Source organism: Pseudanabaena minima str. Chao 2107 (genome assembly GCF_051131155.1).
GTDB lineage: Bacteria > Cyanobacteriota > Cyanobacteriia > Pseudanabaenales > Pseudanabaenaceae > Pseudanabaena > Pseudanabaena minima.
On record NZ_CP159508.1, the window covers coordinates 3,178,975 to 3,197,886 of the forward strand.

General features: G+C 41.3%; 17 protein-coding genes. 7 read left to right on the forward strand and 10 right to left on the reverse strand.

What is annotated here, in order from left to right:
• Positions 1-166: 166 nt before the first annotated feature.
• Together ABM313_RS14475 and ABM313_RS14480 are read left to right on the forward strand one after the other, a co-directional pair.
• A complete protein-coding gene (locus ABM313_RS14475) occupies positions 167-1,354 on the forward strand; it encodes an AAA family ATPase (RefSeq protein WP_434683889.1) in 1,188 nt (395 codons plus the stop codon).
• Positions 1,351-1,959 carry a DUF4276 family protein gene (locus tag ABM313_RS14480; protein ID WP_434683890.1) on the forward strand — a complete coding sequence of 203 codons (609 nt, stop codon included), beginning with the start codon at positions 1,351-1,353 and terminating at the stop codon, positions 1,957-1,959. Before ABM313_RS14475 ends, ABM313_RS14480 begins: the two co-directional genes overlap by 4 nt.
• A 36-nt stretch (positions 1,960-1,995) precedes the next feature.
• Here the strand turns inward: ABM313_RS14480 and ABM313_RS14485 are convergent, their stop codons facing one another.
• From ABM313_RS14485 to ABM313_RS14510, 6 genes are all read right to left on the reverse strand, one after another.
• Positions 1,996-2,478 (reverse strand): hypothetical protein, encoded by a 483-nt coding sequence (locus ABM313_RS14485; protein WP_434683891.1) that lies wholly within the window; start codon positions 2,476-2,478, stop codon positions 1,996-1,998.
• A gap of 3 nt (positions 2,479-2,481) precedes the next feature.
• Positions 2,482-3,843 carry an AAA family ATPase gene (locus ABM313_RS14490; protein ID WP_434683892.1) on the reverse strand — a complete coding sequence of 454 codons (1,362 nt, stop codon included), beginning with the start codon at positions 3,841-3,843 and terminating at the stop codon, positions 2,482-2,484.
• A 7-nt stretch (positions 3,844-3,850) separates the two neighbouring features.
• Complete coding sequence (locus ABM313_RS14495; RefSeq protein ID WP_434683893.1) at positions 3,851-4,333, reverse strand: CRR6 family NdhI maturation factor; 483 nt, start codon at positions 4,331-4,333, stop codon at positions 3,851-3,853.
• A gap of 52 nt (positions 4,334-4,385) precedes the next feature.
• The gene (locus ABM313_RS14500; protein ID WP_434683894.1) at positions 4,386-5,357 is read right to left on the reverse strand and encodes a DnaJ C-terminal domain-containing protein; all 972 of its coding nucleotides are present in this window, start codon (positions 5,355-5,357) and stop codon (positions 4,386-4,388) included.
• Positions 5,358-5,471: 114 nt separating this feature from the next.
• Complete coding sequence (locus ABM313_RS14505) at positions 5,472-6,818, reverse strand: phospholipid carrier-dependent glycosyltransferase (protein ID WP_434683895.1); 1,347 nt, start codon at positions 6,816-6,818, stop codon at positions 5,472-5,474.
• Positions 6,819-6,963: 145 nt separating this feature from the next.
• Positions 6,964-7,725: a DsbA family protein gene (locus tag ABM313_RS14510; RefSeq protein WP_190578519.1), complete on the reverse strand. Its 762-nt coding sequence runs from the start codon at positions 7,723-7,725 to the stop codon at positions 6,964-6,966.
• A gap of 235 nt (positions 7,726-7,960) precedes the next feature.
• On the opposite strand from ABM313_RS14510, the gene ABM313_RS14515 reads away from it, so the two are divergent.
• On the forward strand, positions 7,961-8,224 hold the full coding sequence (locus ABM313_RS14515; protein WP_434683896.1) for a hypothetical protein: 264 nt from the start codon (positions 7,961-7,963) through the stop codon (positions 8,222-8,224).
• 149 nt (positions 8,225-8,373) lie between these two features.
• On the opposite strand, the gene ABM313_RS14520 is transcribed toward ABM313_RS14515, so the two are convergent.
• The gene (locus ABM313_RS14520) at positions 8,374-10,401 is read right to left on the reverse strand and encodes an ATP-binding protein (protein ID WP_434683897.1); all 2,028 of its coding nucleotides are present in this window, start codon (positions 10,399-10,401) and stop codon (positions 8,374-8,376) included.
• A gap of 664 nt (positions 10,402-11,065) precedes the next feature.
• Here ABM313_RS14520 and ABM313_RS14525 point away from each other — a divergent pair.
• Positions 11,066-11,281, forward strand: a complete 216-nt coding sequence (locus tag ABM313_RS14525) for a DUF2949 domain-containing protein (protein ID WP_434683898.1) — start codon at positions 11,066-11,068, stop codon at positions 11,279-11,281.
• Between the two features lie 21 nt (positions 11,282-11,302).
• Here the strand turns inward: ABM313_RS14525 and ABM313_RS14530 are convergent, their stop codons facing one another.
• Genes ABM313_RS14530 through ABM313_RS14540 form a run of 3 tightly spaced genes read right to left on the reverse strand, consistent with a single transcriptional unit; the run spans position 11,303 to position 13,812 of the window.
• Positions 11,303-11,560, reverse strand: coding sequence for a MoaD/ThiS family protein (locus ABM313_RS14530; RefSeq protein ID WP_434683899.1), 258 nt, complete (start codon positions 11,558-11,560; stop codon positions 11,303-11,305).
• 58 nt (positions 11,561-11,618) lie between these two features.
• Positions 11,619-12,581 carry a PhoH family protein gene (locus ABM313_RS14535; protein ID WP_434683900.1) on the reverse strand — a complete coding sequence of 321 codons (963 nt, stop codon included), beginning with the start codon at positions 12,579-12,581 and terminating at the stop codon, positions 11,619-11,621.
• A gap of 49 nt (positions 12,582-12,630) precedes the next feature.
• On the reverse strand, positions 12,631-13,812 hold the full coding sequence (locus ABM313_RS14540; protein WP_434683901.1) for a peptidylprolyl isomerase: 1,182 nt from the start codon (positions 13,810-13,812) through the stop codon (positions 12,631-12,633).
• Positions 13,813-13,893: 81 nt separating this feature from the next.
• Here ABM313_RS14540 and ABM313_RS14545 point away from each other — a divergent pair, with 81 nt between their 5' ends.
• From ABM313_RS14545 to ABM313_RS14555, 3 genes are all read left to right on the forward strand, one after another.
• Positions 13,894-15,837 (forward strand): ATP-binding protein, encoded by a 1,944-nt coding sequence (locus tag ABM313_RS14545; RefSeq protein WP_434683902.1) that lies wholly within the window; start codon positions 13,894-13,896, stop codon positions 15,835-15,837.
• 78 nt (positions 15,838-15,915) lie between these two features.
• The gene (locus tag ABM313_RS14550) at positions 15,916-17,403 is read left to right on the forward strand and encodes a hypothetical protein (RefSeq protein WP_434683904.1); all 1,488 of its coding nucleotides are present in this window, start codon (positions 15,916-15,918) and stop codon (positions 17,401-17,403) included.
• Between the two features lie 189 nt (positions 17,404-17,592).
• The gene (locus ABM313_RS14555; RefSeq protein ID WP_434683905.1) at positions 17,593-18,906 is read left to right on the forward strand and encodes a dihydrolipoamide acetyltransferase family protein; all 1,314 of its coding nucleotides are present in this window, start codon (positions 17,593-17,595) and stop codon (positions 18,904-18,906) included.
• Positions 18,907-18,912 lie beyond the last annotated feature (6 nt).

Here is an 18,912-nt window from a genome sequence, read left to right on the forward strand (position 1 = left end):
TAAAACTATTGCTGGTACTCACTTCATAAATTGCGATCGCGACAAGTGCCAATGCGATCGTCTAATTCATCGGTCTGATATGCTGCATTTTGCCAAAATTTTAAGCTAATCTGAAAACGATATACTTAAATGCATCGTACACAAAAATGTTGCTGACTACTTGACTATGAGTAAATTTGAAAGAATATCTATTAAAGGTTATCGCCGATTGCAACAGGTGGATCTAGAAATGCGAGATCTTATAGTCATGATTGGTGCAAATGGCTCAGGCAAGACATCTTTTTTAGATGCTATGTCAATGTTAGCTGATTCAGCAAGTGGAAAGTTACATGAATCATTACAAAGCAAAGGCGGATTGAATGAAGTTTTAACCAGAGGAAGAGCAGAAAAACTGCAAATAGGAATATTAGGAAAGGCGTTAGATCAAGAAAGCTTAACATACAGTCTAGCTATATCTCCTAAAGGCTTGGCTTATGAAATCAAACAGGAATTTTTAGCAAAGCACCCAACTTCTGTCGCTGAAATATCTCAGAGGGTTTCGTCAATAATCCCCGACAAGCGTATTTCAAAGAAATATATTGAGTCTTATGGTTTAAGTATCAAATATTTTCAAGAAGATGATGATTTTACTTTAATTCCTAATTGGGAACATAATTATCTAGAGACTTCTCTTTCTCAAGTTCCTAAAATGTATCAAGAACCTGAGAACCTGAGAAAAAGTCTTGCTTCTTGTACTTATTATGGAGCGCTTGATGTCTCAGGGACAAGCCCAATCCGTCTACCTCAAGCAATGCGACCAGCGAAATTACCAGGGGTAAAAGGAGAGGATTTAGTTTCTTGTTTTTATGATTTGCGTGAAAGCGATCGCGATCGCTTTGAAATGGTTGAGAGTATTATTTCTGCGGCTTTTCCAGATTTTGAACGTTTGAATTTTCCTCCAGTTGCAGCAGGAACTATTTCTATGACTTGGAAGGATAGAAATTTTTCACAGCCTATATATGTACATGAGCTATCAGAGGGAACGTTGCGATTTCTTTGGTTAGTAGCACTGCTGCAAAGCCAAAATTTGTCAACAATTACGCTCTTAGATGAACCTGAAGTTAGTTTACATCCAGAACTTTTAAGACATTTAGTTTATTTGATGCGCGAGGCTTCCAAGCATACGCAATTAATCGTAGCAACTCACTCAGATCGACTTATTCGATTTCTTGCACCCCATGAAGTTCTGATTTGCGATATCGAAGATGGCGAAGCAAAAATGACATGGGCTGATACTCTCGATCTTGAGAAATGGCTGGAGGATTATAGTCTGGATCAACTTTGGGCAATGAATGTAATGGGTGGTCGTCCATGAAAATTGCAATTTTAGTTGAAGGTGCTACTGAAGCAGCTTTTAGAGAGAAGCTACGCGAGTTTTTGCAAAAATATTTAGCGCAAAATATGCCGAGGTTAAAATTTATCCCGCAGGACGGACGAATTCCCAAGGAAGATAAGTTAAAGCGGCTTGTGGAAAATTTATTGAGTGGGAAAGATGCCTATGATGCTGTGATTGCTTTGACGGATGTATATACGGGGACAAGAGATTTTGTAGATGCGGCGGATGCTAAAGCAAAAATGACTACATGGGTTGGCAACAATCCGAAGTTCTATCCACATACAGCTTGTCATGATTTTGAGGCATGGTTACTTCCCTATTGGGGTACAATCCAAAAGATCGCTAAACATAACCGTTCTGCTCCCAGTGGCGCACCAGAGAAGGTAAATCATAATAAACCGCCTTCTTATTGGATTAAGGAGGTTTTTAAATTAGGCGATTGCAAAAGAGACTATAGCAAGATCATTGATGGCAAAGCTATTCTCAAAAATCAAGATCTGATGATTGCGATTCAAGCTTGTCCAGAGCTGAAGGCTTTTGTAAATCAAATTATTGCTTTGTGTGATGGTGAGGCAATAATCTAAATGTAAATTTTTGGGCGATCAGTGTACTCATAATGATTAGATGCGATCCTTCTCAAATTGTACTGAGCCATACGCAAAATCTCCACCAAGTTTCTTCAGCAACTTTCTTAGTGATAGTACTCTAGCATCAGTATCAATAGATGATGTAGGTATATGAACTCGGGTGACAACAGCTCTTGCAAAGACTTTTCCAGTAAATTTATATTTTTCAGATTGAAAATATTTAATTGTCTCAGTTAGCTGCTCTACAGCAGACATTAAATCTCGACCTTTAAGTTCAACAAAGTATAAATCGACTGATTCAGTCTGATTTGATGCTTCATCTTCACAAACTATCATAAGATAGTCACACTTTCTTTGGCTTTGACTAGTAATTACGCAGCCATCAATTCTTACTTTACATACTTTCTTTCTGGAGGGATTTTGAAGAATATACTTTCTTTTATTTTCTTCTGCGACATCAGAACACTTTGTACATTCTCGATAATTTTCCTGAAAATGTTGACAATTAAATTTCATGCCTCAATCCTCAAGGTCAAACAGTTGATTAAAGGTATCAACAATAATGTTTGAGGCTCTATCGATTTCGGCTGATTGAATCAATCCCATTTCGCGATCGACAATGGTTCGGGCAGTACCATCTTCTAAAATATAAGCATCTAGCCTATCAGGATTAATCCATAAGTGAGGATCTATAATATCTGCAACTTCCTTTTTATCTTCTCCATTTCCTAATTTATGAGCATAAAGGAGATTATTAAATGATGAAAGTATATAGGGGCTATGAGTAGTTAAAAGGATTTGATTTTTACTATAGTTAGCAAAAAGTGATATTAGGTCAATAATTTGCTTTTGGGCTACTGGGAAAAGATGCGCTTCAGGCTCCTCAATAATTAGAAAAGCTTTACTATCGTTAAGAATTAAAAGAAAAATAATTAGTAAAATCCAAACAACTTCTTGTTGACCCGAAGAAGCAAAATTTATCTCAGTACTCTTGCCATCAGCAAATTCAATTTTTTCAATTCCATTTTGATAACTATATGATCCTTTTAAGATTGAATTAATAAGACCTTGAGCAAGTTCAATTGTTCTTATGGATGTATCATTGGGGCTATTTTTTTCTGAAATATAATCTTGAATTAAAGTATCTATACCATTTTTACAGACAAGTTTAGCTTGATCAATAAGATCAATAAATTCTCGCATGAGATAATCTAGCTTAATTAAATTATCTGATTGTAATTTGTTATCTGATAACAAATCATCTCCCATATCAATATTGTATCTTTGCTGAGATAGTGTTGTAATCAAGCTACGTCCAGCAGGTAAATATATAACTTCTCTCTCATCTCCAAAAAGGATGTTAAGCTGAATATTAATTTCTTCAAACAGAGCAGATTCCTTAGATTTAATAATACTAGACTCTTTTGAAGAAGAAAAATTAGATGTCTTTCCATATAGCTCACTTCTTAAATCTTTTAATTTGTTGATTGTTTCCTCAAAACTTATTGTAAATACTGAATTAAATTCAATATAATTAACTCGACCATTTAGATCAGTTCCAATTAGTATCTCATTTTGGTCACTGTATATGTAAGTTAGCTTAGTATTGGGAGATTGCAGTAATGTAACACCATAGATTTTTGTAAATTTCTGATTTACTAATTTGCAAAATCTAGAAATAGCGTGATCAAATTTATTTTGATTATAACAATCAAGATAGTATCGATATAAATCATCTTTCAAAGACTTAAAAAAGAAGATTGCTTTACTAACGGTACTCTTGCCACTAGCTTGAGAACCTATAAACACAAGGATATCTTTCACCTCAATATCGATGTCCGCAATTGGTCCAAATTGATGAATGATTAACCGTTGTGACATATTGATTTTACAAAAGGTTGAAAAATGCTGAATCAATCTCGTAGCCGAGGCTTTGAGTCATTTGTTGTAACTTTGCTGTGCTTTCAATGCCACGTGACTTGAGCCAGAGAGAAATTGTGAATACCTTCTGCATTACAAAAATCTCCAGTGCTTCAGGATTGTATTGCAACACATAGCCATCACCTTCGCGCTTAAACTCATGGGGAACTAGCATCGCGGCATAGCGACTGAGTTCTAAACGCCAATCGAGGAGATAGCTAAACCAAGGATAAGTGGCATCGAGACGCACAAACCAGAGACGGACTTCCGAGATTTCTGATAATTCGCGAGGGTCGCCATCTTCCTTATCCCATACAAGTTCAATTTGAAATGCGCGATCGCCTTCGGGAGTTTCATCCCAATTGGCTAATAACTTCTCGATCGCAATTTTGGCAGGAGTAATATCCAGCGACTCAATACAGGCTTGGTTGACGTAGATGACAGTAGACATATAGCTTTTAGATAGAATTAAGTTAGGGCGGCGCATCGCGCCGCCCTAATGTTTATTTTTTCGGTAAGTTTTCGCGAGGATCGAAGGATTGGATTTCTAGCAACTGCTCGTAAAGTTCACGTTCACGCTTGCTAGGATTTTTGGGAACGACAATCTGGATTTCTACATACTGATCGCCAAAGGTTCTCGCATCTTTTGGGAAACCCTTGCCAGATAGTCTTAACTGCTGTCCAGACTTCACCGCAGGGGGAATAGTTAACTTGACTAATCCACTTAGGGTTGGCACTTCCACTTGAATACCGAGAACTGACTCGCTCGGTGAAATGGGCAATTGACAGCGAATATCGGAACCTTCGAGGGTGAAGAATGGATGAGGCTTAAGCGTGATTTTAAGATAGAGATCGCCGCCTGATGCACCTTGCCCTTTGAGGCGGATTCTTTGACCTGAAAGTACACCTGCGGGCATATTCACCTCAAGCGATCGCCCATCTTCGAGACGAATGCGTTCACGACCGCCGACATAGGCGCGTTCGAGCGGTAATTCTAAAAGAGCTTCCGAATCACGGCGTGGTGTGGGGCGTGGTGGAGCTTGGGTGCTAGTGCGATAGGAAGATGCGCCACCAGTATCTTGGGCGCGTTCATTAGTACGGAATTTGCCTAGGAGTTGATCAACAAACTCTTGGAAGTCGTTATATTGGCTAAAGTCCACATCACCTGTGTAGCCACTACGCTCAAAGTCTGGTGTATATTGCTCACGCGATGAGGGAGCGCGTCCTCCAGACCCCTGAAAGCCGCCTTGTTTCCAATATTGCCCAAAGCGATCGTATTGCTGACGTTTGGTGGTATCAGATAGGACTTCATAGGCTTCACCGATATCTTTAAATCGTTCCTCGGCTGCCTTGTCATTGGGATTCAGGTCGGGATGATATTTCCGCGCTAACCTGCGATAGGAGCGCTTAATTTCGTCAGCCGTGGCTGTCTTCGGAACACCGAGGATTTCATAATAGTTGCGAAAGTTTTGCATATTTCCCGAACTGCAAACAAGGAGATAACTTAGCTTACCTTATCGTAGCTTTTGGAAACGCTTGCGCGTTTGTCAAAAAGTATGAGTAGAGACGTTACGAAGCAACGTCTTATGTTAGATCCAGCTAGGTAACCACATTAGCACGGGCAAATAACCCGATGAGATCGGTAAACCGATATAAATAGGCAACCAAAATATAAAAGCGATCGCAATAATTCCCACAATCCCCGAACCGAGCGTTCGCATTTCCTGCAATGGCGATCGCCACATCCATGACACCAAGAGGGCAAGGGCGGTAAAGGCAAAAACTGAGGCGGGCATATAGTGATACAGAAATATGCAACGTTTGCTCAAGCTCCAAGGCAACCAATGACCAGCAAAACTAATCGTCACATAGGACGCAAACCAAAATAGTTGCGATCGCTCTTTAGGATGAATTTCAGTTAATATTTGGGGCGAAAATTTTAGTTTTGAGGCAATTAAAAAAGCTAACCAGATTAATAAGGCGATCGCACTAAGCCAATATAACAAAGGGTTACCCATCGCATGAACAAATTGCACCATGCTATTGGGACGCATCTCAAAGAAATAGGCAACTGGACGAATTAATAAAATCCAACTCCACCAAGGTGAACAATAGGGATGAATCGGTTCAGTTTTTCCAGCACCCAAGTTTTGATGAAAGCCAAGGATCTGGTGATGTAGTTCCCAAATATCAAATTCGTGATTCATCATCAAATGCGGAATCCACTGCACAAAATAAAAGGCGATCGGTAAAATGATTAAACCAATTAAGATTTGCAATGCATTTAAAGTTTGGCGATAACGTGACCATGCATAACCCATGAGAACGACAAGCCCGACAATATAAGCCAAGCCTGTCCACTTCACACTAATTGATGCGCCTAACATTAAGCCTGTAGCCATTACCCAAAACCAACGTTGTCGCGATCGCTTAAGAGCTAGCACTATACATAGCTGACTGAGCATCCCAAACAGCAGAATATAGGTATTGATCAAGCCAAACCGTGACTCCACCAATAGCAAACCATCCATAGCCATAAACCAACCTGCTAGCCATGCCCAACCACGGCGATCGCTCAACTGCCAAATCAACTCATAGGTAACTAAGGGCAACAGTGAGCCAGCTAGTGCCGTCATGCAGCGATAGCCAAAAGGTGCATAGCCAAAAATCTGAATCCCTATGGCAATGATGTACTTGGCTAGGGGCGGGTGAGCATCAAAAAATGGCACACCACGTAGATAATTTTGAGCAAACTTAGGGTAGTAAAGCTCATCAAAAACGATATCCCTCAGACCATCCAAATTCCAAAATCGGCTAGCAAAGGCAACTAAAGCGATCGCCATGACTCCATAGATAGGATGCTCTGATAACCAGATCAGGCGATCGGATAAACGAGCAAAGGGAGTCTTAGTTATTTGCTTACTCCAATTGCTCATTTACGTTTCTCATCTAAAAAATACTAAGTTACTAAAAACACAGAAACTGCGATCTACTTTTTTAAAATCTCTAAAAAGCTTGCAAAGCAAGCTTTTTAGAGATTTTAATTAGAGAATAGCTTTGCTTAGCAAAGCTATTCTCTAATTATTTACCTGCTTTAATTTGAGCAACCAACGCTTCCAAATCCTTGACCTCTGGTACACCAGAGAAAAATACTCCGTTTACTACAAAGGAAGGTGTGCCGCGTACTCCTAAAGATTTACCAAGTTCAAAATCTTTCTTAACTGCTTCCTTGGCTTCTTTGCTTTGGCGATCGCGATTAAAGCGATCAATATCAAGCTTCAAGTTCTTAGCTAATTCCAAATAAAACTCTTCACCAAGTTTGTTCTGCTGCTCAAACAAGGCATCATGGTATTCCCAAAACTTACCTTGTTGGAAAGCCGCCCATGAGGCAAATGCTGCGGGTTCCGCCTGAGCATGGATCTCTGACAAGGGGAAATGCTTGTATACCAAAGTTACATCATTCTGATTTTTTGACATAAACTCTTTGACTACAGCATGACCTCTAGCGCAAAAAGGACATTCAAAGTCGGAGAATTCCGCCATAATAATTTTCTGGCTTGCCGAACCTGTCACAGGAGAATTGCGAAGTAATAAACGAGGCTCTTGGCGAATCTGTGATAACACCTTATCGCGCAATTGCTCTTCTTGCTGAGCCTGAGATCTTTGATAAGACTGCACAGAGTCTAAAATCACCTGTGGATTTTTACGAATAATCTCTAAGACCTTGGATTCAAATTGAGCATCAGACAGTTGAGCGCTAGCAGATTGTCCTGTAGAAGCACAACTAGTAATCATCAGTAAGAGCGCAACTAAGGCTGACAATAGATAAGGTTGGAGGCGCATTGCAAAAACATCCCAAGTAGAAGGCGGAATTCTTTTCGTCTTAAGTCTACACGATCGCCTATTAAAAACGATAGAAGTATAACCCCTGCGTTTCTATCATTTCTCTCACCTCTTGCACCTTAATGGGTGACGACAAAATATGTTAAGTTATACTAAGTTTGTTTAAGATTGCAAACGAGGAAATTATTTTGAGACGTAATTAAGAAAATCTTACTGACATCAATAGACACAAACAATGACCGCTATTACTGATACTTACAACAGCCAGACTCTCATTATTGCAGGCAGCTATTCTGAATATTTAAACTGGCGCAAAAACAATACATCGATTAAATCTTGTAAATATGTAGAACGGATTGAAGATGTGCAGGGGGTAAATGGATTTTTGGCAAACATTGTTCTCTATGGAGATTATGAACAGAATCCCGTATATAACACTTTAAAAATGCAGAAAATCCTAGCAGAAAAGGCTTCTCCATTTCGTTCCTATGTACATTAAGTACAGCCTATTGAGGCTTTGAGTAATACAGATAAATTTTGGGAAGCGGCGCGGAGCGCCGCTTCCCAAAATTTATCTGGGGTTTAATTAAGCGCAAAGCACTATAACTGGAACAAATAACTCTAAGAAGTGCCTTGCACTTCTTAGAGTTATTTGTTGCTGTAAATATATCTCAAGTTCAGATGTTCAGCCATTCTGGCAAAAATCTTGTCTTCAGTAAATGGTTTAGCGAGAAATCCATCGAACCCTTGCAAAAATAATTCTTCTTCTCTAAGATCGATTAGACTAGCGGTCAAAGCAATAATTCGGACTTTTTGCGATGCTGGTATATTTCTCATTGATTCAATTTCCCTAATTGCCGAGGCAGCTTCTTGCCCACTGAGGATCGGCATTCTGACATCCATCCAAATTAAATGTGGTGACCAAGACTCCCATACAGCGATCGCTTCTTCACCATTACTAACTTCACGCACCTCAAAACCCAGAGGTGACAAAATTCTGGTTAATAGTTGGCGATTCAAACGCATATCTTCAGCAATTAAGATGCGGTAAGTTGGATTTCCCTCAATACCAATCACGCGGTTGGGTAATTTATTGGGAGAATTTAGATTAAATAAATCCAAGGATCTGACAGGAATATAAAATCTAAAAGTAGAACCTTCGCCGACCTTACTAGTTACAGACATCTGTCCACCCATGATCTTGACGTAGTTATAGCTAATGGATAAACCTAACCCTGTACCCTCCTGAGATCGCCTACCAGAATGAGTTTGAACAAAAGGCTGAAACAAAGTTAGTATTTCTGTCTCAGATATACCTGCACCAGTGTCTTCCACTTCAAAACAAAGGATGCGAGGTATTTCTGAATATTCTCCAACGATAGCTTTCACATCTTCAGGAAGGCTACGCACATCTACACGAACATGAATATGTCCTGTTTCCGTAAATTTGATCGCATTACTAATCAAGTTGATTAATATTTGGCGTAATTTACCTTCATCGGTATAAATATAGGGAGGAACATCTGGTTGAATACTGACATCGAAAGATAGGGATTTCTCTAGAGCTTTCAGAGATAACATATCTCTTGCTGTATCCACGATATTGTATAGATAGCACTCCTTTTCACGGAGAAGTACGCTACCAGCTTCGAGTTTCGACATTTCTAATATGTCATTAATCATCGTTAGCAAGTGATTACCACTATTGCAAATTGTTTGTAGGTCAGCTTGATGCTGCTCATTTAACTCTTGGTCATAGAGCATAAGCTGAGCGAAACCAAGAATTGCATTTAGAGGAGTTCGCAATTCATGACTCATGTTTGCTAAAAATGCGGCTTTAGAGCGACTTGCTGCCTCAGCAGCCTCTTTGGCAAGTTTAAGATCGCGAGTCCTTTCTTCAACACGATGTTCTAAGAGGTTAGCCTGTTCTCGGAGTTTTGTTTCTGACTCACGTAGTGCAATTTCTATCTTTTTAAGCAGCGTAATATCATAGAAAGTGCTTAATAAGACTTGCTCACCTTTCAGCCATAGTGGGTGTAGGGAAGCCAGTACCCACACAGGTTCCTGATTTGCTCTACATAGACGAATCTCATAGTCACGCACCCTTTGATTTTGCAAAAATTGCTGCTGCAAAATTTCCCATTCGGCAGGTAAGTAGTAAAGATCCTTAATTGAGCGCTTAATTAACTCATGGGATTCCCTTTGTAGCATTGTGCCAGCGCTGGTATTGGCATAGGTAATTGCCCCATCTGAGAGGCTACTTACGAGCATTGCCATACTAGTTGATTCAGCGATCGCTCTAAACTGCTCCTCACTTTGACGCATGGTCTCAACAGCGCGATTGTACTGCTCGTACTCGATCGCGTCACCATGTTCAGTAGTGGTCATCAGCATGATTTCGAGATCGCTTTTATCGCGATAGACGATCTCTAAAATTGATTGCAAGGTCGCTTGCGCCATCTTGCGTTCAATAATTTCACTTTTTAATCTTTTATTGACATCTAGTAGTTCTGATTCAACAAGATCACCATGTTCAACTGCGGTTAACAGGGAATTTTCCAGATCGCAGTTTTCCATTTGAAGTCGGCTGACTTCCATTCGTAATTCTTTTACTTCTTGCTGGATCGTTTGCCAGTCTTTAGTGGATATTTCTTCAGAAACTTTGGGATTGTCCATGTAGGGAAATTTTGTAAAAGCACTGGAAATTATTTAGAAGCGTCCAAAACAAGAGTGATGCAATCTAGAAAAGATTACCAATTTTAAGAGATTTACTAAACTTATTATGCGCTTTTAGAGATTCTGTCAGGTGAATCTTGTAGAAATTTTTTGAAATATTCGTCAATTATAAAATTATCAAGATAAATCACACTTAAAAAGACAGGATACAGCGTAAAATGCTGCATCCTGTCTTTTTAATACCAAAACACAAAATGGCATAGCCATTTTGTGTTTTTAAAACCCTTACTGGTTTTGGGTTTTAATTCACGAAAGTGTTGCCACTCTTTCGTGAATTGGTATAAGTTTAGCGTGAGTTCGATATACTCCCTTCCCACCCAATAATTAGACATTGCGGCGCGAAGCGCCGCAATGTCTAATTATTGGGTTTAATGTATATTGCTTGAGTGGGAAGGGAGTAGCTATTAGCGGCGTACTTCGCACACTGCTAATGACAACAAAAATGGTAAGAATCACTTAGCGATTCTTACCATTTTTGTTGTCATTGAACTGACGTTAAGTTCATGTTTTAACAAAAAAATAATTTTGACGGACGTTGATAGATATGGTAAGGTGCGCTACGCTATTAATCCAAATTGCTTAAGTAATTAGTTATCTGATCTCAATGAGTTATCACTCCCAGACATATGCGATCGCTAGTCGCCAAGAAGATTTAGAGAGACACCTGCTGGAGTTGTCTGTCGTTGACCGTGAGCAGTTGGCGGTTGCCAAACGTTGGCAAGAACGCCAAGAAGGACCCTTACTGATGATTTTGTTACAGCTTAGTTTTATTGACTTGCACCAGTTTAGTGGTTTGCTTGACTGGTCTGGTCAAAGCTAAGCATGAGAGGGTGGATCGATGCTATCCACCGCTCACAGGGGGGATCAGTGCAACCTCATCACCATTTTTTAGAATTGTCTGGGGATCTGCAAAATTTAGGTTGACAGCATAACGAGTGAGCGATCGCCATTTCTCTAGATGCGGATATTGACTCACAAGGCGATCAAATATTGTTGATACCGACGTACCCGACTCCAAATTAATTTGCAGTTCATCAGTAGCGAGTACTTCTTGAAAAATTGCAAATAGTTTGACAGTAATTTGAATATATTCAGCCATTGGTTTGTGGGAATAGTTTTAATTTAGGAAAAAAGGGTTGCTAAGCAACCCTTTTTTCCTAATCTGCTTCTGCATTTTCATAGGCAGCGATGATGTTATGCACTAAGGGATGGCGCACTACGTCATTCTTATCGAACAGGTTAAAGGAAACGCCTTGAACGCCTTTCAAAATATTCATGGCGATGATCAAACCTGACTTTTGATGGCGGGGCAGATCGATTTGGGTGATATCACCCGTTACCACCATGCGCGATTTAAAACCCAATCTGGTTAAAACCATCTTCATCTGCGCAGCAGTTGTATTTTGCGCCTCATCCACGATGATGAACGAGTTACTGAGAGTGCGCCCACGCATATAGGCAAGGGGTGCAACCTCAATAATGCCGCGCTCCATTAATTGCGGGACTTTTTCCGCCCCGATCATTTCGTACATTGCGTCATAGAGAGGACGTAGATAGGGATCAATCTTTTGCTGTAAGTCTCCAGGAAGGAATCCCAGACTTTCGCCTGCTTCGACCGCAGGGCGGGTCAGGATAATCCGCTCAAATTTGTTGCTCTGTAGCGCACTAACCGCCGCAACGGCCGCAAGATAGGTTTTTCCAGTACCTGCAGGACCAACCCCAAAAATCAGATCGTGGCTTTCCATCGCCTGTACATATTGCTGCTGACGATAGGTGCGTGGCTGCACTGAGTCTCCGCGTTTATTACGCGATATCGTCGCCCGATCGCGCCATTCTCCAGAGCGTTCCTCAGCGATCGCTTCAAGGGCGGCGCGAATATCTACAGCCGCGATCGTTTTCTCCTGTGACCACAGAGTTTTTAGAGCCTTAATCACCTGTTCCACTAGACTGATTTGCTCAGTTGTGCCATCTATTAAGAGGTCTTGTCCCCGCAACACCAGCCGTACACTCGTTAGTTCTGCAAGTGTTTTGAGATTTTCCTCCCTTGTTCCCGCCAAACTGATGGCACTACTGGGAGTTGGCAAGCTCAAAATGTACGGTTCGTCGCGGGGAGTACCCATTAAATTAATTTTCCTCTAGTTGTGATTGTGTGGGGCAAAGCCCCACACACTAATTAGTTAAATTTTCAGCGCCACTGATGACACGGGCGGACAAAATTTTGTCACCTAGTCTTAGTTTATCTAAAGTTTCCTTACCATCGGTGACATAACCAAAAACAGTGTAGTTGCCATCTAGTAAATTCAGACCTGCGGGAGTTAGTTCTGATTCAAATAGGTAGATGAAAAACTGAGATGAACCCGCATTAGGATCATCATTGGGATGCGCCATCGCCACAGTCCCGAAGGCGGCAAAAGGTAGTACAGGTATTGTTCCTGATAAACCCTGTTCTTCAAAGGTTTTACCATAGGTAGGAACCTTCTGATCGGGTAAGCGGACTTCAATGGGAACTGTGCGATATTTGCCTGTTTTGGGATCGACGTAGCCATCCGATGGTCCATCGGGATCGCCCGTCTGCAAGTAATAGTTTTCGTCTGCTCGTGTGAAAGTCAGCCCATCATAAAAGCCTTTCTGCACGAGATCCACAAATTGACCTGCATTGACTGGCGCATTATAGCCATCGACAGTAATCGTAGCATTGCCTTTTTCTGTAGATAGTTCTACTAGAGCGCGTCCCTTGAGTTGGGGGAGATTGGCATATTTCGCTGGAATTTCAAAGGGGAAGGTTTGGATAAAGTCAGCTTCTACTAGACCGACATAATCCAAGGCTTTTTCTGATAGAGCCTTGACATTGTTACGATCTTTGATGGCGATCGCTTCTTGGAGAGGCACAAGAGCCGTTGCTAAGCTAGCCAGATGTTCAGTTACTAATCCTTGGCGATCGCTGCTAACTTCAGCAATCAACTGTGACTGATTTTGAGTCAGGGTTTGCGTGATTGTTTCAATATCTTTTTTGAGACTGCTCCAGCGTTTCAGATTGGCTTGGCGAGGCATTTGCTCCAATGTGCGTTGGACATCGCGTAGCACTTCACTATCAATTGGCAAAGCGTTTCTCAAGATAATGCGGGGATCTTTGATCGCACTTTTGGTTGGTAAGGCTGCCATACTTGGCGCGATCGCCGATATCATCGTTAAACAAGTCACAAACAAACAAGCGATCGCGAACGTCACGCCCTTAAACCACCAAGATCTCTGAACAATAAGATCGGTTTGATGATTAGTTCGATCGCTGCTTCTTTCTAAATTACGATTTAAATTAAGATTCAACATTGCACCCAAAACTAAATTAGCCACTTAAAAAATGCTATTGCATTTGGTTGCACTGTTAGGCAAACTTAATCTGATTTCATGCAGTCCTATCTTTAAAAATTCATTATGACGGACGCAAGTATCGATCACACAGCAGCGCATAAAACAAAGCAGGGTTCTGATGAATCAGATATATCAGCCCTCAAAAATGATCGCCTATTTAGATCGATCATGGAAAATGTTGCCGACTTAATTGCGGTGATCGATGCCCAAGGCTATCGCATTTACAATAGCCCTTCCTATCAAAGAGTTCTGGGCTATACCTCTTCAGAGTTAAAAGGGACATGGGCTTACGACAAGATTCATCCTGACGATCAAGCACAAGTGCTAGAAGCAGCCGCAGAGACCTTAAGAACAGGTGTGGGCAAGGTTTTAGAATATCGAATGCAACATAAGGACGGCACTTGGCGGATTTTAGAATCATCGGGCAGTGTGATGCGTGATGAGCAAGGGAATGTCCAAAATATTGTGATTGTGGCTCATGACATTAGCGATCGCAAAAAGGAGCAGTGGGAACGCCGTCGTGCCGAACGAGAGCTAGAGCGATCGCGCCAAAGTTATAAAGATCTAGTCAGACGTGAGGAGATGCTCAACCGTCGCCTTGCTAGTCAGATTCGTAATTCCCTTGATCTCGATACGATCCTTGCTACTGCTGTCAATGAAATACAGGATTTGTTACTAATTGATCTGTGTAATTTCTTTTGGCATGTTCCTGATACCAATCCACCAGAATTTCAACTTGTGCATTTTGCTTCTAGTCATAACTTTCTGAATGCTGCTACTAGTTATCCCCTGTCGCGATTGCCGAAATTTGGTCAGCGCTTACTTAGCCAAGAAATTATTCGGATTCAATCAATCTATACCAATGCTGAACTAGATAACCCAAGTCGGATGCTTCTCGCCGAGAAAGGTTTTACTTCGCAGTTACTTGTACCAATCAAAACCCGATCGCAAAAATTAGGGGTGATTGTGGCGGCGCATTGTCAAGGGAGCCGCCCTTGGGATGCGGATGAAGTTGAGCTACTCCAAGCGGTTGCTAACCAATTAGCGATCGCGATTGATCAGGCTGAACTCTTTGACAGCGCCCAAGCCAATGCCGCCAATGCCCAAGCCCAAGCCCTACTAATCGAAAAAGCTCTTGCTGATTTGCAGAAAACTCAAAGTCAACTGATCCAGACCGAAAAAATGTCCAGCCTTGGTCAACTCGTCGCAGGTGTTGCCCATGAAATTAATAATCCTGTGAACTTTATCTATGGCAATCTCAATCACACCAACCGATTCGTCCAAAATTTATTAGATGTGATCGCCCTTTATCAAAAAAATTATCCAGAGCCAATCCCTGAAATCGTCAAGTTTCTCGATGAGATCGATCTGGACTTTCTTCAAGAAGATCTGCCCAAAATGCTGACATCGATGAAAATCGGGGCTGAGCGCATTCGCCAAATCGTTTTATCCTTGCGAAATTTTTCGCGTACAGACCAAGAAGGGCTTAAACCCTTTAATATCCATGAAGGGCTTGATAGTACGCTTCTAATTTTGCAAAACCGCTTCAAAGCCTATGGCGATCGCCCCGCAATTAACTTAACGAAGCGTTATGGCAATATTCCAGTTGTTCAAGCCTATGCAGGACAGCTCAATCAAGTGTTTATGAATATTTTAAGTAATGCGATCGATGCACTTGATGAGAGTGTCACCGATCGCGATCATGCCGCAGATTCTTCTCAACATGTCGCTAGTGAAATCTCGATCATTACTGAATTTAAGCCACCCACAACTGAAAATCAGCAACCAAAAGTAATAATCAGCATTGCCGATAATGGTCGTGGCATTCCTGAAGATATTGTCAACAAACTCTTTGATCCCTTTTTCACGACTAAGCCTGTGGGCAAAGGGACAGGATTGGGGCTATCCATTAGCTATCAGATTGTGGTGGAGAAACATCAAGGCAGATTGCAATGCTTTTCCAAAGTTGGCAAAGGCACTGAATTTAGGATTGAAATCCCTGTGTAAATAATAGAAGTGGTGCGAAGTATACCTTCTACTGTTTAGTTTTTCGTTTATCCTAGGCACTATAGCGATCGCCTCACTATGAAATCAAACTCCCCCGACAATAACGCTTCCCCCTTGCAAAATATTTTCTCTTGGGTCAAAAACACGCCTGAACGCGCGATTAACGAGGCTTTTGAAGCAGCTGTCAACATCAAGAGAATTGAAGAAGAAACTTTCAAAGGCAATAAAATTGCTAATGATGGCAGCTTTGGTCGCAATGTATTTAGCGTATTTGAGATCCAGCTTCAGAAATATCTCAGAACGATCAATGCAGGGCTAAATTTTTATAGGGTAAGTGCTTCATTACCTTACTTACAGACTCAAAGCTCAAGTAATCAAGCAAATACAGCGATCGCTAAATACGCCCCCAACAATCAGGACAATGATCCCGTTGCTAATGGACAACTATCGGCAAATCAACTAGGTGGCAATAGTCGTAGATTTTCCATTTACCAGAAACTTGCGTTTATTGATTACACCCTCGAAAGATATAACCAAGCAAGTGATCAGACTATTGATGTTTCAGCAAAGCCTTCGGTTAACACGAATTCGTCGGATAATCGGCAGAACTTAGAAGAGCTTGTAGAGACTGAAACTGATGAAAAGTTTCAACTCTTTAAGAGCACGAATAAATCCAAAAAATACAGACGACCTCCTCAGCAAGTAACATCAGTAGAAAAAAGTATTTTACCTGGGTCTTTTTTTAAAGCTTTTGATCGGGTTAAACGTAATCTTACTGGCTCATATCCAGATTATGAGAAAGATATTGTTGAGGAATTAAGGCAATCACAAAAGCGCATTACTCAGGCTTTACGGTACATCGTGATTTTAGTGATTTCGGTGATCGCCGTGCAGTTTTTATCGAAAGCAATAGTTTTTAGTCCGATGATCGATAGCTTTATTGATCCCAGCATTATGACTGTCAAGTTTAGCCCTGCGGTCGAGGAGAGAGCCTTTAATGCACTGCGATTAGCTAAAGAAAGAATTGAATTTGACTACACGATCAAGTCAATTGCGCTAGAAGAATCGCTAGAGAGAGAAGAATCTACCAACCCTAAAAAAACGGCAGCAGAACAATCCGAAGAAATTGAAGAATTAATAAGACAAGAATCGGTCAGAATTTTAAAAAGATTTAATGCTGAAAGCCTTGATGGTGTAAAAAACTTGCTTGCTGATATCACTGCATCTTTTGTCTTTTATCTATTTTTACTCTCAGGGCGTAAAGAGTTAGAAACTATTAAAGAATTTCTTGATGAAGTTCTCTATAGTCTCAATGACAACGCTAAAGCCTTCTTGATTATTATTTCAACTGATACTTTTGTGGGTTTCCACTCTAGCGAAGGATGGGATGCTTTGTTAACAGTTTTATTTAATCATTTTGGATTACCTGAAAATAAAATCTTGGCACAATCTTTTATCTCAACAGTTCCCGTATTTTTAGATGGATTGTTTAAATTCTGGATTTTCCAATACCTAACTCAAGCTTCACCTGCTACAGCCACAATTTATCGAGAAATGAACGAATAAGTTTGATAATGCTTTGTGTGCAAGAAAAAACAAAGATAAAAGGCGGCGCTTCGCGCCGCCTTTTATCTTTGAACCGAGAATTGCTGTAAGCGATCGCAAAAACAAGTTAAGATTTATGATGGCTTAGCGACCCAGCCGTTGACAGCCGTTGACTTTGTTAGTTGTGCAATAGATTTTTAAAAATTCCCTATGATTTACGAAATTTTCATGCCCGCGCTTAGCTCCACCATGACCGAAGGCAAAATCACTTCTTGGGTGAAATCGCCTGGCGACAAAGTGGAAAAAGGCGAAACTGTCGTGATTGTAGAGTCTGACAAAGCTGATATGGATGTCGAAACCTTCTACGAAGGTTATCTTGGAGTAATTCTCACTCCCGCAGGCGAATCTGCTCCTGTTGGTTCGGCGATCGCCTATGTTGCTGAAACCAAAGAAGAAATCGCAGAAGCCCAGAAAAAGGCTGCGAAGAAAAGTGATGGGGCTGCACCCAAAGAATCTGAAGAGCCACCTGCTAAGCTAGTTTCCGCACCCACAACTGCATCCGTCGCTTCAATCCCTGATGTGGTTGTATCCTCTCCTCGCAAATCTGCACCCGCCGCACCCTCAGGTCGTCAGATCGTTTCTCCCAGAGCTAAGCGCATTGCCAAGGATAACGGTATTGATTTAGCTAAGATTTCGGGTACTGGTCCCAATGGACGAGTTACTGCTGCTGACGTGGAAGCATTTTTAAGTCCTGCTTCTACGCCCGCGCCTGCTCCTGTAGCTCAAGTCTCATCTGCTCCTGCAAAAGTTGTTGCCCCTGCGACCGTTAAAACGGCGGCTCCCGTTGCGCTAGGAACTGCTCAAGCCTTAACAACTTTGCAAAAGGCTGTGATCAATAACATGAATCAGAGCCTCTCAGTGCCGACATTCCGTGTAGGCTACACGATTACCACCGATGCTCTAGATGCTCTATACAAGCAAGTCAAGTCTAAGGGTGTGACTATGACCGCACTTTTGGCTAAGGCTGTAGCCGTAACTCTCCAAAAGCATCCTTTGGTAAATGCAAGTCTTAGCGATCGCGGTATTGAGTACAAGAGTAATATTAATGTTGCCGTTGCGGTGGCGATGGATGACGGTGGATTGATTACGCCTGTGTTGAAAAATGCTGACCAAACCGATCTCTATACACTTTCCCGTGACTGGAAAGGACTAGTTGATCGCGCCCGTGCGAAGCAATTGCAACCCGATGAATATAACTCTGGCACATTCACCATTTCCAACTTGGGTATGTTTGGTGTGGATCGCTTTGATGCGATTTTGCCTCCTAATACGGGTGCAATTTTAGCGATCGGTGGTTCGCGTCCTCAAGTTGTGGCAACTAAGGATGGGGCGATCAAGGTTGCTAGCCAAATGCAAGTCAATCTTACTGCCGATCACCGTGTGATCTATGGCGCTCATGCGGCGCAGTTCTTACAGGATCTAGCCAAGTTGATTGAAACCAATCCTCAATCTTTGACTCTGTAATATTTC

What these genes read in the sequence shown, in the direction of transcription:
- ABM313_RS14530 (WP_434683899.1), bottom strand. Translation starts at nt 11,560, where the DNA reads ATGGCTGAATATATTCAAATTACTGTCAAACTATTTGCAATTTTTCAA.
- ABM313_RS14525 (WP_434683898.1), top strand. Translation starts at nt 11,066, where the DNA reads ATGAGTTATCACTCCCAGACATATGCGATCGCTAGTCGCCAAGAAGAT.
- ABM313_RS14555 (WP_434683905.1), top strand. Translation starts at nt 17,593, where the DNA reads ATGATTTACGAAATTTTCATGCCCGCGCTTAGCTCCACCATGACCGAA.
- ABM313_RS14545 (WP_434683902.1), top strand. Translation starts at nt 13,894, where the DNA reads ATGACGGACGCAAGTATCGATCACACAGCAGCGCATAAAACAAAGCAG.
- ABM313_RS14515 (WP_434683896.1), top strand. Translation starts at nt 7,961, where the DNA reads ATGACCGCTATTACTGATACTTACAACAGCCAGACTCTCATTATTGCA.
- ABM313_RS14520 (WP_434683897.1), bottom strand. Translation starts at nt 10,401, where the DNA reads ATGGACAATCCCAAAGTTTCTGAAGAAATATCCACTAAAGACTGGCAA.
- ABM313_RS14500 (WP_434683894.1), bottom strand. Translation starts at nt 5,357, where the DNA reads ATGCAAAACTTTCGCAACTATTATGAAATCCTCGGTGTTCCGAAGACA.
- ABM313_RS14510 (WP_190578519.1), bottom strand. Translation starts at nt 7,725, where the DNA reads ATGCGCCTCCAACCTTATCTATTGTCAGCCTTAGTTGCGCTCTTACTG.
- ABM313_RS14475 (WP_434683889.1), top strand. Translation starts at nt 167, where the DNA reads ATGAGTAAATTTGAAAGAATATCTATTAAAGGTTATCGCCGATTGCAA.
- ABM313_RS14485 (WP_434683891.1), bottom strand. Translation starts at nt 2,478, where the DNA reads ATGAAATTTAATTGTCAACATTTTCAGGAAAATTATCGAGAATGTACA.
- ABM313_RS14505 (WP_434683895.1), bottom strand. Translation starts at nt 6,818, where the DNA reads ATGAGCAATTGGAGTAAGCAAATAACTAAGACTCCCTTTGCTCGTTTA.
- ABM313_RS14490 (WP_434683892.1), bottom strand. Translation starts at nt 3,843, where the DNA reads ATGTCACAACGGTTAATCATTCATCAATTTGGACCAATTGCGGACATC.
- ABM313_RS14480 (WP_434683890.1), top strand. Translation starts at nt 1,351, where the DNA reads ATGAAAATTGCAATTTTAGTTGAAGGTGCTACTGAAGCAGCTTTTAGA.
- ABM313_RS14535 (WP_434683900.1), bottom strand. Translation starts at nt 12,581, where the DNA reads ATGGGTACTCCCCGCGACGAACCGTACATTTTGAGCTTGCCAACTCCC.
- ABM313_RS14495 (WP_434683893.1), bottom strand. Translation starts at nt 4,333, where the DNA reads ATGTCTACTGTCATCTACGTCAACCAAGCCTGTATTGAGTCGCTGGAT.
- ABM313_RS14550 (WP_434683904.1), top strand. Translation starts at nt 15,916, where the DNA reads ATGAAATCAAACTCCCCCGACAATAACGCTTCCCCCTTGCAAAATATT.